At 66.5% G+C, this 14,823-nt stretch carries 12 protein-coding genes; 6 read left to right on the top strand and 6 right to left on the bottom strand.

The annotated features are described in order from the left end of the window. Window positions 1–21: 21 nt before the first annotated feature. From uca to CFB50_RS26075, 4 genes are all read left to right on the top strand, one after another. On the top strand, window positions 22–3,612 hold the full coding sequence (gene uca / locus CFB50_RS26090; RefSeq protein ID WP_089447678.1) for an urea carboxylase: 3,591 nt from the start codon (window positions 22–24) through the stop codon (window positions 3,610–3,612). After that, window positions 3,609–5,519, top strand: coding sequence for an allophanate hydrolase (atzF, locus tag CFB50_RS26085; protein WP_089447677.1), 1,911 nt, complete (start codon window positions 3,609–3,611; stop codon window positions 5,517–5,519). Before uca ends, atzF begins: the two co-directional genes overlap by 4 nt. 64 nt (window positions 5,520–5,583) lie before the next feature. Then, window positions 5,584–6,558, top strand: a complete 975-nt coding sequence (locus CFB50_RS26080; protein WP_069251605.1) for an ABC transporter permease — start codon at window positions 5,584–5,586, stop codon at window positions 6,556–6,558. 45 nt (window positions 6,559–6,603) lie between these two features. After that, a complete protein-coding gene (locus CFB50_RS26075) occupies window positions 6,604–7,512 on the top strand; it encodes an ABC transporter ATP-binding protein (protein WP_089447676.1) in 909 nt (302 codons plus the stop codon). A gap of 35 nt (window positions 7,513–7,547) precedes the next feature. Here CFB50_RS26075 and CFB50_RS40190 read toward each other — a convergent pair whose 3' ends face one another. From CFB50_RS40190 to CFB50_RS26060, 5 genes are all read right to left on the bottom strand, one after another. Then, window positions 7,548–7,850 (bottom strand): hypothetical protein, encoded by a 303-nt coding sequence (locus tag CFB50_RS40190; RefSeq protein ID WP_256979266.1) that lies wholly within the window; start codon window positions 7,848–7,850, stop codon window positions 7,548–7,550. Window positions 7,851–7,886: 36 nt separating this feature from the next. Then, the gene (locus CFB50_RS40185; protein ID WP_256979264.1) at window positions 7,887–8,126 is read right to left on the bottom strand and encodes a hypothetical protein; all 240 of its coding nucleotides are present in this window, start codon (window positions 8,124–8,126) and stop codon (window positions 7,887–7,889) included. Between the two features lie 40 nt (window positions 8,127–8,166). Next, entirely contained in the window at window positions 8,167–8,622 is a 456-nt protein-coding gene (locus CFB50_RS26065) for a VOC family protein (protein WP_089447675.1), read from the bottom strand. 191 nt (window positions 8,623–8,813) lie between these two features. Next, on the bottom strand, window positions 8,814–9,167 hold the full coding sequence (locus tag CFB50_RS38985) for a hypothetical protein (protein WP_144020694.1): 354 nt from the start codon (window positions 9,165–9,167) through the stop codon (window positions 8,814–8,816). A gap of 159 nt (window positions 9,168–9,326) precedes the next feature. Continuing rightward, window positions 9,327–10,364, bottom strand: coding sequence for an MDR family NADP-dependent oxidoreductase (locus CFB50_RS26060; protein ID WP_089447674.1), 1,038 nt, complete (start codon window positions 10,362–10,364; stop codon window positions 9,327–9,329). A 129-nt stretch (window positions 10,365–10,493) separates the two neighbouring features. Between CFB50_RS26060 and CFB50_RS26055 the strand changes: the two genes are divergently transcribed. Continuing rightward, window positions 10,494–12,317, top strand: coding sequence for an SgrR family transcriptional regulator (locus tag CFB50_RS26055; RefSeq protein WP_089447673.1), 1,824 nt, complete (start codon window positions 10,494–10,496; stop codon window positions 12,315–12,317). A 121-nt stretch (window positions 12,318–12,438) separates the two neighbouring features. Here CFB50_RS26055 and CFB50_RS26050 read toward each other — a convergent pair whose 3' ends face one another. Next, the gene (locus tag CFB50_RS26050; protein WP_089447672.1) at window positions 12,439–13,437 is read right to left on the bottom strand and encodes a GlxA family transcriptional regulator; all 999 of its coding nucleotides are present in this window, start codon (window positions 13,435–13,437) and stop codon (window positions 12,439–12,441) included. A gap of 336 nt (window positions 13,438–13,773) precedes the next feature. Here CFB50_RS26050 and CFB50_RS26045 point away from each other — a divergent pair, with 336 nt between their 5' ends. Then, window positions 13,774–14,748, top strand: coding sequence for an NAD(P)H-dependent flavin oxidoreductase (locus CFB50_RS26045; protein ID WP_089447671.1), 975 nt, complete (start codon window positions 13,774–13,776; stop codon window positions 14,746–14,748). The last annotated feature ends 75 nt before the right edge of the window (window positions 14,749–14,823 follow it).

Genomic DNA, 14,823 nt, shown 5'->3' with positions numbered 1-14,823 from the left:
GACGGCCCGGCGGGAGGCAACATGAGATTCACGAAAGTCCTCGTCGCGAACCGCGGCGAAATTGCGTGCCGCGTGATCCGCACGCTGAAGCGGCTCGGGATCGCGTCGGTCGCGATCTATTCCGACGCCGACCGCGATGCGCGCCATGTCGCGCTCGCCGACGAAGCCGTGCGGGTCGGCCCCGCGCCGGCGGCGGACAGCTACCTGAACGTCGCGGCGATTCTCGACGCCGCACGCGAGACGGGCGCGCAAGCCGTGCATCCCGGCTACGGCTTCCTGTCCGAGCACGCCGGTTTCGCCGACGCATGCGAAGCCGCGGGCCTGCGCTTCATCGGGCCGCGCGGCGACCAGATGCGCGCGTTCGGGCTCAAGCACACCGCGCGCGAACTCGCCGCCGCACAGGGCGTCGCGCTGCTGCCGGGCACGGGCCTGCTCGACGACGCACGGACGGCGCTCGCCGAAGCCGACGCGATCGGCTACCCGGTGATGCTGAAAAGTACCGCGGGCGGCGGCGGAATCGGCATGTCCCTGTGCCGCGACGCCGCCCAGCTCGAAGCGGCGTTCGATTCCGTCGTGCGGCTCGGCGCCGCGAACTTCGCCCATGCGGGCGTGTATCTCGAGAAGTTCGTCGAGCATGCGCGGCACATCGAAGTGCAGATCTTCGGCGACGGCCGCGGCGATGCGATCGCGCTCGGCGAACGCGATTGCTCGGTGCAGCGCCGCAACCAGAAAGTGATCGAGGAAACGCCCGCGCCGGGCCTGACCGACGACGAGCGCGCCGCGTTGCACGCGAGCGCGGTGCGGCTTGCCCGCGCGGTCGGCTATGCGTCGGCCGGCACGGTCGAATTCGTGTTCGACGCGCATACGCGTCAGTTCTATTTCCTCGAGGTGAACACGCGGCTGCAGGTCGAGCATTGCGTGACCGAGGAAGTGACGGGCATCGATCTCGTGGAATGGATGATCCTGCAGGCGGAGGGTGACCTGCCGCCGCTCGACACGCTCGCCGTTGCACCGCGTGGCGCGAGCATCCAGGTGCGGCTCTATGCGGAAGATCCGCACAAGCAGTTCCTGCCGAGCGCGGGGCTGCTGACGCACGTCGCGTTTCCGGACGACGTGCGCGTCGACGGATGGATCGAGGCGGGCACCGAGATCAGCGCGTATTACGATCCGCTGCTCGCGAAGCTGATCGTGCATGGCGAGACGCGTCGCGACGCACTGGCGGCGCTGCAGCGCGCACTGGCGCGCACGGAACTGTACGGCATCGAAACCAACCTCGATTATCTGCGCGCGATTGCCGGTTCGGACACGTTCGCGCGCGGCGCATCGACGACCGCCTTCCTGTCGCGCTTCGCGTTCGCCCCGCATACGATCGACGTGCTCGACGGCGGCGTGCAGACCACCGTGCAGCAGGCGCCCGGGCGCGTCGGCTACTGGAACGTCGGCGTGCCGCCGTCCGGGCCGATGGACGATCGCGCGTTCGCGCTCGCGAACGCGCTGCTCGGCAACGCGCGCGACGCGGCGGGGCTGGAATTCACGATGGTCGGCGCGACGCTGCGCTTCAACGCCGAGACGCTCTTCGTGCTCGGCGGCGCGCCGCTCGCGGCATCGCTCGATGGCGCACCCGCCCCGTTCTGGCGGGTGCTGCGTGCGCGGCCTGGCGCGGTGCTGAAGCTGGGCGGCGTGACGGGTGCCGGCGTGCGCGCGTGCCTGGCCGTGAAAGGCGGCCTGCAGGTGCCCGACTATCTCGGCAGCAAGGCGACCTTCACGCTCGGCCAGTTCGGCGGCCATGCAGGCCGTGCGCTGCGCAAGGGCGACGTGCTGCATCTGGACGCGGAAGCCGGGCGCGGCGACGCGGGCGCCACGCTGGCCGCGGCGGACATCCCCGCGCTGACGCACGCCTGGACGCTCGGCGTGCTCGACGGCCCGCACGGTGCGCCGGATTTCTTCACGCCGGACGACATCGCGATGCTGTACGGCACGCAGTGGACGGTCCATTACAACTCGAGCCGGACCGGCATCCGGCTGATCGGCCCGAAGCCGCAGTGGGCACGCGCGGACGGCGGCGAGGCCGGCCTGCATCCGTCGAACATCCACGACAACGCGTATGCGATCGGCGCGGTCGATTTCACCGGCGACATGCCGGTGATCCTGGGCCCGGACGGCCCGAGCCTCGGCGGCTTCGTGTGTCCGGTGACGGTCGCGCACGACGAGTTGTGGAAGCTCGGACAACTGCGGCCGGGCGATACCGTGCAGTTCGTGCGTGCCCGCGTGTCGCCCGGGCCTGCCGCCGACGCGGTTGCGCGTCCGGCACCCACCGGCGCGCCGGACGACTGCGTGCTGCATCGCGACCCGTCGGCGGGCGGCGGCATCGGCGTCGTCTACCGGCGCTCGGGCGACCGCAACGTGCTGGTGGAATACGGGCCGCTCGTGCTCGACCTGAACCTGCGCTTTCGCGTGCATGCGCTGATGTGCTGGCTCGACGCGCACCGCCTGCCCGGCATGCTCGACCTGACGCCGGGCATCCGTTCGCTGCAGGTGCAGTTCGACGCGCGGACCTTGCCGCTCGACACGCTGCTCGCGCATCTGCAGGCGGCCGAACGCGCATTGCCGGAAGTCGCCGACATGCGCGTGCCGAACCGCATCGTGCATCTGCCGCTGTCGTGGGACGACCCGTCGACGCGGGTGGCGATCGAGCGCTACATGCAGTCGGTGCGGCCCGACGCGCCGTGGTGCCCGAGCAATATCGAGTTCATCCGGCGGATCAACGGCCTGGCCAGCATCGACGACGTGAAGCGCATCGTGTTCGACGCCCGCTATCTCGTGATGGGCCTTGGCGACGTGTACCTCGGTGCGCCGGTCGCGACGCCGATCGATCCGCGCCACCGGCTCGTCACCACGAAGTACAACCCCGCGCGCACCTGGACGCCGGAGAACGCGGTCGGCATCGGCGGCGCGTATCTGTGCGTGTACGGGATGGAGGGGCCGGGCGGGTACCAGTTCGTCGGCCGCACCGTCCAGATGTGGAACCGCCACCGCACCACGCGCGAGTTCGAAGCCGGCAAGCCGTGGCTGCTGCGCTTCTTCGACGAGATTCGCTTCTACGAAGTCAGCGAGGCGGAGCTGGCGGAACTGCGCGCGGATTTCGTCGCGGGGCGCGCCGGGCTGAAGATCGAGGAATCGGTGTTCGATCTCGGCGCGTACAACCGTTTCCTGCACGACGAGGCGGATTCGATCGCCGCGTTCAAGACATCGCAGCAAACGGCGTTCGAGGCAGAGCGCGAACGGTGGCGGGTGGCCGGCCATGCCGAATACGTCGGCGACGCGACGCAGGGCGATGCGGATGCCGCGCGGGAGGCAGGCGCGCTCGCTGATACGCAGCGGGCGATTGCCGCGGACGTATCGGGCAGCGTGTGGAAGGTGCTGGTCGAAGCCGGTGAACGCGTGACTGAAGGGCAGGTCGTCGCGATCGTCGAGTCGATGAAGATGGAGGTCGCGGTGACGGCGACGGAAGACGGCACGATCGAGACGATCGATTGCGCGCCGGGCGCGGCGGTGGTGGCCGGCCAGCGGCTGATGGTGATGAAGGCGGGTGCCGCCGAGGAGGTCGCATGAGCACGACGGAACGTTCGATCCTGCCCGGCGTCCGCTCGATCGCCGCGCTGCATGCGCGCTATGCGGCGGGCGACCTGACGCCGCACGCGCTCGTCGACGCGATCGCCGCGCATTTCGCTGCGGGCGATCCGCATCATGCGTGGATCCGGCCGCTGACGCATGCCGAGATGACGGCTTACGCCGACGCGCTGGCCGGGCGCGACCTCGCGTCGTTGCCGTTGTACGGCGTGCCGTTCGCGATCAAGGACAACATCGACCTCGCCGGCATCCCGACGACGGCGGCTTGCCCGGCCTACGCGTACACGCCGGCGCGCAGCGCGCCCGTCGTCGAACGGCTGATCGCGGCCGGCGCGATCCCGATCGGCAAGACCAACCTGGACCAGTTCGCGACCGGATTGTCGGGCCAGCGCTCGCCTTATGGCGCGTGCCGCAATGCGCTCGATCCGCGTTATGCGTCGGGCGGCTCGAGCTCCGGGTCGGCGGTGGCCGTGGCGCTCGGCGTCGCGTCGTTCTCGCTGGGTACCGACACGGCCGGCTCCGGGCGCGTGCCGGCCGCGTTTCACGGGCTCGTCGGGCTCAAGCCGACCAAGGGCGTGTTGAGCACGCTCGGTGTCGTACCGGCCTGCCGGTCGCTCGATTGCGTGTCGGTGTTCGCGCATTCGGCGGCCGACGCGCGCACGGTGTTCGCCGCCGCGCACGGCGTGACCGACGGCGATCCATACGGACGCGCATGGCAGCCGCTGCTGGGCACGGACGGGCTCCGCGCGCAACCGGCGCGCCCGTTCGGGCAGTTGCGCTTCGGCACGCCGCGCGCCGATCAGCTGCAATTCTTCGGCGACGAATCGTACGGCGCGGCATGGCGTGCCGCGCTCGAACGCCTGCGCGCGACCGGGGCGACGATCGTCGAGATCGATTTCAGTCCGTTACTGGCTGCCGCGCGGCTGCTGTACGAAGGCCCGTGGGTCGCCGAACGGCTCGCCGCGATCGGCGCCTTCGCCGCGCGGGAACCGGACGCGCTGCATCCGGTGATCCGCGAAATCGTCGGGGGCGCGGCGCGCTTCAGCGCGGCCGATGCGTTCGCCGCGTTCGACACGCTCGCGACGCTGCGCGTCGAGGCCGGTCGCGCATGGGACGGACTGGACGCGATCGTCATGCCGACTTCGGCGACGACGGCGACCATCGACGCGCTCGAAGCCGACCCGATCGGCGTCAATTCGCGTTTTGGCTATTACACGAACTTCGTCAACCTGCTCGACCTGTCGGCGATCGCGGTGCCCGCCGGCCTTTGCGAAACCGGGCGGCATGCCGGGTTACCGTTCGGCATCACGTTCGTCGGGCGTGCACACGACGACGCGCGGCTGCTCGATCTTGCGCAGGCGTGGATCGATGCAGACGAACGCGGCGGCGCAGGTGAGGGTGGCGATTTGCAGGCGGACGTCGCCGGCGACGCGTGTGCAACCACGACACCGGTGCCCGGCGCGTCATCCGGCGTCGTGCGCGTGGCGGTCGTCGGTGCGCATCTGAGCGGGGAGCCGCTCAACTGGCAGCTCACCCGGCGAGGCGGACGTTGCGTCGCCTCGACGACGACGGCACCCGCCTATCGTCTCTACGCGCTGTCCGCGGCGGCATCCGGCGGCGTCGCCAAGCCGGGCCTCGTGCGTGTGCCTGAAGGCGGCGGGTCGATCGCGGTCGAGATCTGGGAGATGCCGGTCGACGCATACGGCAGCTTCGTCGCCGGTATTGCCGACCCGCTCGGTATCGGCACGCTGACGCTCGCGGACGGCACTCGGGTGCAGGGATTCCTGTGTGAAAGCGCGGCGCTGGACGGCGCGCAGGACATCACGCACTTCGGCGGCTGGCGTGCCTACCGTGCGAGCGGCGCGACCGGCGCAGGCGCATTGCAATGAACGTCCGGTCGCGCGGCGCCCCGGCAGGCGCGCGACCGGCATCTGAAACGATACGGAGATTGACATGCCAATGACCCGCAACACGACCGGATGGCTCGCCGTGCGCCGCGAGCTGACGACCCGCGGAAAATGGACGCTCGGCGTGGCGTCCTTCCTGCTGCCATTCGCCGTCTGGTGCCTGATCAGCTATGTGCCGTTCATCTGGCATCCGCAAATGCGTATCACGAATCCGGGAAGCGTCGACTACTTCCAGACCGGCATGCAGATCGATCGCGACGTGTTCGACGACGAACTCGCACATGCGCGAGCGACCCGTGCGGCCGTGCCCGAAGGCGTGCGCGCGAACCCGGTTTACCTGCCCGCGCCGCACCAGGTGCTGCGCGCGTTCTACACGGCGTTCACGACCCCGCCGGCATCCCGCGACGGCGTCTGGCTGCACGAGAGCCTGTGGCACAGCATCCGGATCATCTTCTGGGGCTTCGTGATTTCATCCGCGATCGGCGTGCCTCTCGGCATCGTCTGCGGCACCTTCAGTGTGCTCGCGCGGTTGCAGGAGCCGTTCCTGGAGTTCTTCCGCTACCTGCCCGCACCGGCGTTCGGCGCGCTGATGGTCGCGATCCTCGGCATCTACGATGCGCCGAAGGTCGCGATCATCGTGATCGGGACGCTGTTCCAGCAGGTGCTGATCATCGCGAACACGACGCGCAAGCTCGAATACGGGCTGTTCGAGGCCGCGATGACACTCGGCACGAAGAAGCTGAAGCTGCTCACGCACGTCGTGATCCCCGGCGTGCTGCCGGACCTGTATCGCGACCAGCGCATCCTGCTCGGCTGGGCGTGGACCTACCTGATCGTCGCCGAACTGGTCGGCACGAGCTCGGGCATCACGTGGTACATCAGCCAGCAGGCGCGCTACCAGCATTTCGACAACGTGTATGCGGCAATCCTGATGATCGGGATCATCGGCCTCGGCACCGACATCGTGCTCGGGCTGCTCGGCCGCAGGCTGTTTCCGTGGGATCGCACGCTGAACGCGTGACGCCCGTTGACGCCCACCCATCGACCGATTTCCGCAGAGGCCATCATGCAGAACCCGCAAGCCGTTCCCGATTACCTGATGCAGTCCGACGCCGTGCGCGAACGCTTCGCGCGCCTGAAAACCCGCGACGTGATACTCGACGTGCGTCATGTCGGCAAGCGTTTCGCGACGCCGCAGGGCGAGTGCACCGCACTCGACGACATCAGTTTCCGTACCTACCGGCGCGAATTCGTGTGCGTGATCGGACCGTCCGGCTGCGGCAAGTCGACCCTGATCCGCATCCTGGCCGGGCTCGATGCACAGACGAGCGGCGAGGTGCTGCTCGACGGCAAGCCCGTGCAGGGGCCGGGCGCCGATCGCGGGATGGTGTTCCAGGGCTATACGCTGTTTCCGTGGCTTACCGTGAAGAAGAACGTGATGTTCGGACTCCGGATGAACGGCAGCAGCAGCGGCCAGGCCGAACGCGAAGCGCTGCAGTGGCTCGATCTGGTCGGGCTGACGCGGTTCGCGGATGTCTATCCGCACCAGTTGTCGGGCGGGATGAAGCAGCGCGTGGCGATCGCCCGTGCGCTCGCGAACCGTCCGCGCATCCTGCTGATGGACGAGCCGTTCGGTGCGCTCGACGCGCAGACGCGGGCGAGGATGCAGACACACCTGCTCGACATCTGGCGCAACATCGACGTGACGATCCTGTTCATCACGCACGATCTCGACGAGGCGATCTTTCTGGCGGACCGGATTCTCGTGCTGAAGGCGAACCCGGGGGCGGTGCAGGAACTGATCGAGGTGCCCGTACCACGGCCGCGCGACTATTCGCAGGTCAATACGCCCGAGTTCATCGCGACGAAGGCGCGGCTCGAGGCGCTGATCCATCCGAAGGAGGCGGTGGCCATCGACGACGGCGTGAGGCCGCACATGATCCGCATGACCGATGTGTCGGACAACGTCGAGTAAGCCGTGAAGAAAAGGGCCGGACGGTTGCGACGAATCTAGCTGCGGGCGATCGCCAGCGCCTTCGCGACATCGCCACGGCGATACGCGGCCCGGACGGCCGCTGCCGTGGCCGCGACGATTTCCGGCGAGGGTGGCTTCCGCAGGCGCACGGCCACGCGCGGCAGTGACGCGAGCTGAGTCCGGAGGTCGGCGATCAGCCGGCAGCACCGAAAACCGTCGGACGCGGCCTCCGGACGGACGGCGGCGTCGGCAAGCCCGGCCGTCCACTCGACGCCGCGATGGCGCCTGACTGCGTCGAGGTGCGGCAGAAGGCGCGCGTCGCCCGATAACGCGATCAACAGCGCGGCCCACTGCGCGCCGCGCCATCCATGTTCCTAGTCGTGCGTGAGGTCGGCCAGCAGCGCGTCGTCCAGCACGGACAGGCTTTGCTGGCACAGGTAGTGGAAGTCGAGCGGCTGATAGCGGACCTGCGGGTAGTCGCGCAGCACGTGCCTGAGTTCGGCTCCGGTCTCGACGGCAGCGGCCAGAAATTGTTCGGCCGGCGCGGGACGGTTCAGCAGCAGCGTCGGTACGCTTCGGTAGAGCCGGTAGATGTCGTTGGGGTGATAGTGCATCGCGAATGTCGGGGTGATCGACCGGCGCGCGGTGCGCCATTCAGGTTTTCGGCTGGTCGCCGGACAGCAGCGCGGTGTAACGCCGCTGCATTTCATCGGGTTCGACCACTTCGATCGTATGCCCGATCAGCCAATCGTAACCGAACGGGTCGCGAATCTTGCCGGAACGCTCGCCGTAGAACTGGTCCTGAATCGCGCGTGTCAGCTGCGCACCGGCCGCGAGCGCGGCGGCGATCGTCGCGTCGGCGTCGTCGACGTGCAGGTGAAGCGACATCGGCGCCTCGCCGTCCGGGTCGAGCGCGAAGATATCGTATTCGGGGAATTCGTCCGAGATCATCAGCGTGCACGGCCCGAGCTGCAATTCCGCGTGGCCGATGCGTCCCGACGGCTCGACGAGACGGAATTTCTCCTGCGCGCCGAACGCTTTTGCATAGAACGCGATGGCGTCGTCCGCGCGCTTGGCGCGCAAATAGGGAAACACTTCGTGAATCGCCATGGTGCCCTCCGGTTTGGGGGTGGGTGTCGCTCGATCCTGTCGGGCCTCGCGGGGCGGGTCTTGAACAAAATTTGCCGCCGCACCTGGCTCGGAAACGGCTGATACGACGCCCGGACCGAGGCGATGAAGGGCCGCAGGGCGTTGCCGGGACGGCAGTTGAGAAATCGTGTCTTTTGCCGTGTCGTGAACGGTTAACGCGCTGATTCTACAAACGAATCGAGCGTATCGGGGAAGGGCGGCGCGCGCGATCGGTGGCTCGCCGGATGCAAAAATGACAGAGTCGGCCGACGAACGGCGGCTGACGGCAACCGACGACAACGACCCGCATGCCGGAACGACGCAATCACCTTTTCGTGCTGCCCCATGCCCAAGTAGTCATTGCTGCACCACACTTCGATCGTCTTTCCCTGGTAGTTCGCCAACGGGAAATGACCGGCGCTGCGTGAGAAAGTCAGAAAATGGCGATAGGCATCCGTCGATTTGAGTTGATCCAGTACATCGCCGAACACTTCGGCGTAGTTGAGTTTCGCTTCAACCGTAGACATTATTCCCACCCTTGGTTGTATCCAGTACGAAAGCTATGGCCGGCGCTTGGTCGCCGGAATGGAAAATCATTAATTGACCGAATCAAGATGCCTCGACTGGAGTTGGCAATCGTTTTTATTTGAATTACTGATTACTGGCAGTCGATCCCGGCACAAGAATCAGCGCGCACCGGCATCGTCGGTATCGACACTGACAATGGCTTTGCCGAGATTGCCGCCCGAAAGCATCGCGAGAAACGCCTCGACGATATTGTCGAAGCCCTTCGTGATCGTCTCCGGGGCGACGATGTCGCCGCGCTGGAGGTGAGGAATGGCGAATGCCTCGAGTTCCTGCTGCAGGTGGGTGTAGTCCTTCACGAGGAAACCCTGCAGCGTCAGGCTCTTGCCCACCACGTCGAACAGATTGCGTGGCGCGGCGGGCGGCTGCAGCGCGCTGTATTGCGCGACCGCGCCGATCAGTGCCGCGCGCCCGTGGTCTTTCAGGACGGCAATTGCCGCTTCGAGTTGCTCGCCGCCCACGTTGTCCAGGTAGACGTCGACCCCATCGGGAATTCGTTCGCGCAATTGCGCGCCGACTTGCCCCGGCCGATAAACGAACGCATCGGAATAACCGAGGCCGCTCGTCAATTGCCGCGCCTTGTGCTCATTGCTGGTGCTTCCGACGATCCGGCTCGCACCGAGCAGTTTCGCGAACTGGCCTGCCGCGGTACCGACGCCGCCGGCTGCGGCCGATACATACAGGGATTCACCGGCCTGCAGGCGGACGATGCGGGTCAGCGCGACCCAGGCGGTCAATCCGGTGCCGCCCAGGATGCTCAGCCAGGCCGTGAGCGGCACCCCCTCGGCGGGCCGGATCACCCGCAGCGCTTGCGCCGGCACCTGGGCATAGGTGCGCCACCCCTGACGATGGAACACCCAGTCGCCGGGGCGAATCGATGCGTCGGTGCTGTGCAGGACCCGGCCGATGGTCCGTCCTTCCAGCGGCGCATGCAGCGCCCAGTCGCCGTCCATGCATTCGCGCATATACGGGTCGACCGAGAAATGCACGTTTCTCACCAGGACTTCGCCGGGCGCCAACGGCGCCAGCGGCTGCCGGACGAAACGGAAATGCGCTCGGCGTGGTTCTCCATGCGGCCGTTCGACCTGATGGACCAGCGTATTGTGGGACGGTTGATATCCGAAATCCATTTCGCTCATTAACTATCCAGGATGATTGATAACGTCCGTTGGAGCGCCGTGTTAAAGCGGCGATATTTATACGATGGCGATTGAATCGAAAATGAAAGGAATTAAATCGTCGTCAATTCGGCCATTTTTTGCAAATCCATGAAATTCACCAAAACGATGCATGCCGGCATTGGGTGGGTGAATTCGAATCGATTTGTTTTATTTGCGTGGACATTCTGCATAACGGCAAGCACAATAAAAACGGCAAATTCAGAAATTTTTGTTTCCTCTTTTATGCGACTGATCGACCAGTTTCATCGGCTTGGCGAGTTTCTCGACGAGCACGGCAGCCAGCCCGGGTTGCCGGCACTGGCCCGTGCGTTGAACTGCACCGAGCGCAACGCGCGGGGCCTACTGCGCAAGATGGAGGCGCAAGGGTGGTTGCGGTGGGAGGCGGCGCGTGGCCGTGGCCACTTCTCGAGGCTGACGATGCTGGTTGCCCCGCAGCACGCGGTGCTCGATCGCCTTTCCTGCTTGCTCGCGGACGGTGAACTGGAGCAGGCGTTTGCAAGCCTGGGGGACGACCAGCGCCAGCAACTGTTGAGGCGACTTCCGGATTTTCTCGGCATTCATCCGGCCGGCTCGCACGGCCATCGCCTGCGCATTCCGCTCTATCGGGCGGTGGACGAGCTTGATCCCTATCGGGTGATCAGCCGGCTCGAGGCCCATCTGGTGCGGCAGATCTTTTCAAGGCTGACCGAATTCGACAGGCGCACGCAGCGCGTCGTGCCGGCGCTGGCGCATCACTGGGAGCCGGAAGAGGCCGGGCGGGTCTGGCACTTCTGGCTCCGGCCTAACGTCAGTTTCCACGATGGCAGGCTTCTGGAGCCGGAAGACGTGCGATGCACGTTGCTGCGCATGCGCGACGAGCCGAGCTATTTCCAGCGCCTGTACCGGCATCTGCTCGACGTGGAAATCGGTGAGGGCCGGCGGATCGTCTGTCGTCTCGGCGACGTCGATCATCTCTGGCCGCAGCGCCTCGCGGCCGCCAACGCGTCGATCGTGCCCCGTCGCCGGAACGGCGATTTTGCGCGCATGCCGATCGGCACGGGGCCGTTCAAGCTGACGCGCCACAGCGATTACCGGATCACCTTGTCGGCATTCGGCGATCACTATCGCGAACGTGCGCTGCTTGACGAACTGGATCTCTGGTTCCTTCCATCGACCGAGCAGGCGGACGGATTCGATCTCCGATTCGGATACTCCGCGTCTCATGCACCGGAGAACAAGGGCATCGTGCGCGTGCAGGCGGGCTGTACCTACGTGGTCTGCAACGCCACGCGCGAAGCGTTCCGCGAGCGTGCCGACCGACTGGCGCTGGCCGATTGGCTCGCGCCCGCCACGTTGTTCGGTCACGACGATCCCGCGAGGCGGCCCGCGGCCGGGCTGCTACCGGCCTGGCGGCATCGCGTCGCGACGCCGGCCGCCGAACCCTTCGTGCCGAAATGCACCGCGCTCACGCTGGTCACGGGGCAGACCCATGACGAACGCGTCCTGGCCCGTGCGATCGAGGCCAGATTGCACGACGCGGGGATCAGGCTGCGCGTGTTGGCGCTGCCCTATGCGGAGTTGATCCGGCGCGACTGGCTGGACTCGGCCGACCTGGTACTGGGCAGCGAGATCCTGCACGACGACGAGGATTTCGGGTGCTACGAATGGTTTGGGGCCGATAGTGTTTTCCGGCAGTGGATGCCGGAGCATGCCGCGCGCGAACTGGACCACCGGCTGCATGCGGTTCAGGTGCAAGCTGATCCACGCGCGCGCATGGCGGACTACGAGGCCATCGGCAAGGAACTGGTCGATGCGGCGTGGTTGATCCCGATCTCGCACGAACACCAGCATGTCGAGCTGGAATCGCACGTTGCCGGCGTCGAGGCCGCGCCGCTGGGGTTCGTATCGTTCGCCGAGCTGTGGGTGCGGTGATTCGTGCGCCGGGCGGCAGCATGTGCCATCACGTCGCCGGGTAACGCGATTCAGCGCCGATGCAGCTACGTCTCGGCGCCTATGGCGCCGCATCGCGCCAACCGGGTCGTACTTCGACCGGTCATTGTTGCAATCCCGCGGCAGGCCGAAAGCGATCCCGATACGCCCCCGGGCTCAGTCCGACCTTCTCCTTGAACAGTCGGCAGAACGAGCTCGTATCGCTATACCCCACCTGGGCCGTGATCCGCTCGAGGCTGAGATCGCCGGCCTCCAGCAAAGCGCGCGCGGCTTCGATGCGCAGGCTCTGCAAATACCGCAATGGAGACTGATTCAGCGTGGCCTGGAAGCGGCGGATGATCGTGCGCTCGCTCACGCCGAGGTCCTGCGCCATCGCCGACATCTTCACGTCCTTCGTCATGTGCTTCTGCAGCCAATGCTGCGCGCGATGAACCAGCGAATCGCCATGCGTCTTCTCCGTCAGCAACGGGAGATACGGCAATTGCTTCGTCTGGCTGACGTCGATCAGCATCGTCTTGGCGCACTGCGCGGCAATCATCGCCCCGGAGAAACGCTCGATGACATGGATGGTCTGCAGCAGGTAGGACGCTGACGCGCCCGCACAGATCAGCCGGTCCGCTTCGGTGACGACGGGTTCCAGTTGAAGGTCGACCCGGGGAAACCGGCTGCGAAACGGGTCTGCCAGCCACCACGTGGTCGTCGCGGGCCGTCCGTCGAGAAGGCCGGTGTTGGCCAGCACGAAAGTGCCGGTGCAGTTTGCCGCCAGGTAGGCGCCGGCGTTCCATTGCGAAACCAGCCAGTCGCATGCGGCGGACTGTCGTGCCAGCAACTGGTCGAACGCCTTGCCGCTCGCATAGTGCGCACTGGGAATGAAAACCAGGTCGAATTGCTCGTGCGGCCGGATCGGCTCCGTGTTCAGCTGCAGCCCGTTGCTTGCGATGACGGGCTCCCCGCTCGGAGAGACGAACCGCCATTCGAACTGCGCATTGCCGTCGCCTCGCTGTCGCCGCACATGCGCGTTCGCAATCTGCAGGATGTCGGCGAACCCGCTCAGGCTGGAGGCATAGCAATCGTCGTACGCAAGGATGGCGGCGCGGGGCATGATGTGTCGGATATCGCATGCAATGTGTCAGTTTAGCCAATGTACGGCAATTCGAACTGCGAGGAAACTGTCGGTGTCCACCTGGCGCCAGCGTCGGGCGGCGACCCGATCGTCGACGCGGCCGGCCGTGCAGAAGGGGCGCTATCGCAGGCTGTGCGGGCCGCGCGAAGGCGAATCAGGCCGGCGCCCGGGAATCTCCGGCGCCACCGTTGCCTCGCCGCGTGGATTTCCGTCGGCTTCGCGCCGGCGATTCGGCCGTGCTGTGACGCGCGTCGCGGTCGCCACGCGTTCCCGGCATGCGAACGCGCCTTCGTCTCAACCTGAACCGAAAACATCATGAAAACCAGGATCACCGAACTCTTCGGCATCGACTATCCGATCATCCAGGGCGGCATGCATCACGTCGGATACGCGGAGCTGGCGGCGGCCGTCTCCAACGCCGGCGGCCTCGGCATCATTACCGGCCTGACGCAGCGGTCGCCGGCGGATCTGGCTGCCGAAATCCGGCGCTGCCGCGAGATGACCGACAAGCCGTTCGGCGTGAACCTCACCTTCCTGCCGACCGTCACATCCCCCGACTATCCCGGCTATATCCGGGCGATCGTCGAAGGTGGCGTCAAGATCGTCGAAACGGCCGGCAACAACCCGCAGCCCTACCTGCCCGCGCTCAAGGACGCGCACGTCAAGGTGATCCACAAGTGCACGTCGGTTCGCCATGCGCTCAAGGCCGAGGCCATTGGCTGCGATGCGGTGAGCGTCGATGGATTCGAATGCGGTGGCCATCCGGGCGAGGACGACATTCCGAACTTCATCCTGCTGCCGCGCGCCGCCGACGAGCTCAGGATTCCGTTCGTGGCCTCCGGCGGCATGGCGGATGGGCGGTCGCTGGTGGCGGCACTTTCGCTGGGCGCGGACGGCATCAACATGGGGACGCGCTTCATCGCGACCCGCGAGGCGCCGGTGCACGAGAACGTGAAGCAGGCGCTGGTCGCGGCGACCGAACTGGACACGCGCCTGGTCATGCGTCCGTTGCGCAATACCGAACGCGTGCTGCGCAATGCCGCGGTCGATCGCATCCTCGAAAAGGAACGCAGGCTCGGCGCCGATCTCCGGTTCGACGATATCGTCGAAGAGGTCGCCGGCGTGTATCCGCGCATCATGAAGGAGGGCGCGCTCGACGCGGGTGCATGGTCGTGCGGCCTGGTCGTCGGCTTGATCCGCGACATCCCGACCGTGAAGGAACTCGTCGATCGCATCGTGAGCGAGGCGACGGAGATCATCCGCAGTCGGCTGGCACGTGTTGTGGTTTGAGCTGCAAGCTCAGCCGGCGTTTGCGTGAATTTGCAGCCGTGGTCGACCTTCATCCCGACATTCTGCCTTGCTCCG

Origin of the sequence: Burkholderia sp. AU33423 (genome assembly GCF_002223135.1) — a bacterium.
In the GTDB taxonomy this organism is placed as follows: Bacteria; Pseudomonadota; Gammaproteobacteria; order Burkholderiales; family Burkholderiaceae; genus Burkholderia; species Burkholderia lata_D.
The sequence above is the reverse complement of the archived record's forward strand: the minus strand, read 5'-3'. Positions and strand labels throughout refer to the sequence as shown.

Excerpts from the sequence above, each read along its gene's own strand:
- uca (WP_089447678.1), top strand. The coding sequence starts at position 22 with ATGAGATTCACGAAAGTCCTCGTCGCGAACCGCGGCGAAATTGCGTGC.
- atzF (WP_089447677.1), top strand. The coding sequence starts at position 3,609 with ATGAGCACGACGGAACGTTCGATCCTGCCCGGCGTCCGCTCGATCGCC.
- CFB50_RS26080 (WP_069251605.1), top strand. The coding sequence starts at position 5,584 with ATGCCAATGACCCGCAACACGACCGGATGGCTCGCCGTGCGCCGCGAG.
- CFB50_RS26075 (WP_089447676.1), top strand. The coding sequence starts at position 6,604 with ATGCAGAACCCGCAAGCCGTTCCCGATTACCTGATGCAGTCCGACGCC.
- CFB50_RS40185 (WP_256979264.1), bottom strand. The coding sequence starts at position 8,126 with ATGCACTATCACCCCAACGACATCTACCGGCTCTACCGAAGCGTACCG.
- CFB50_RS26065 (WP_089447675.1), bottom strand. The coding sequence starts at position 8,622 with ATGGCGATTCACGAAGTGTTTCCCTATTTGCGCGCCAAGCGCGCGGAC.
- CFB50_RS38985 (WP_144020694.1), bottom strand. The coding sequence starts at position 9,167 with ATGTCTACGGTTGAAGCGAAACTCAACTACGCCGAAGTGTTCGGCGAT.
- CFB50_RS26060 (WP_089447674.1), bottom strand. The coding sequence starts at position 10,364 with ATGAGCGAAATGGATTTCGGATATCAACCGTCCCACAATACGCTGGTC.
- CFB50_RS26055 (WP_089447673.1), top strand. The coding sequence starts at position 10,494 with ATGAAATTCACCAAAACGATGCATGCCGGCATTGGGTGGGTGAATTCG.
- CFB50_RS26050 (WP_089447672.1), bottom strand. The coding sequence starts at position 13,437 with ATGCCCCGCGCCGCCATCCTTGCGTACGACGATTGCTATGCCTCCAGC.
- CFB50_RS26045 (WP_089447671.1), top strand. The coding sequence starts at position 13,774 with ATGAAAACCAGGATCACCGAACTCTTCGGCATCGACTATCCGATCATC.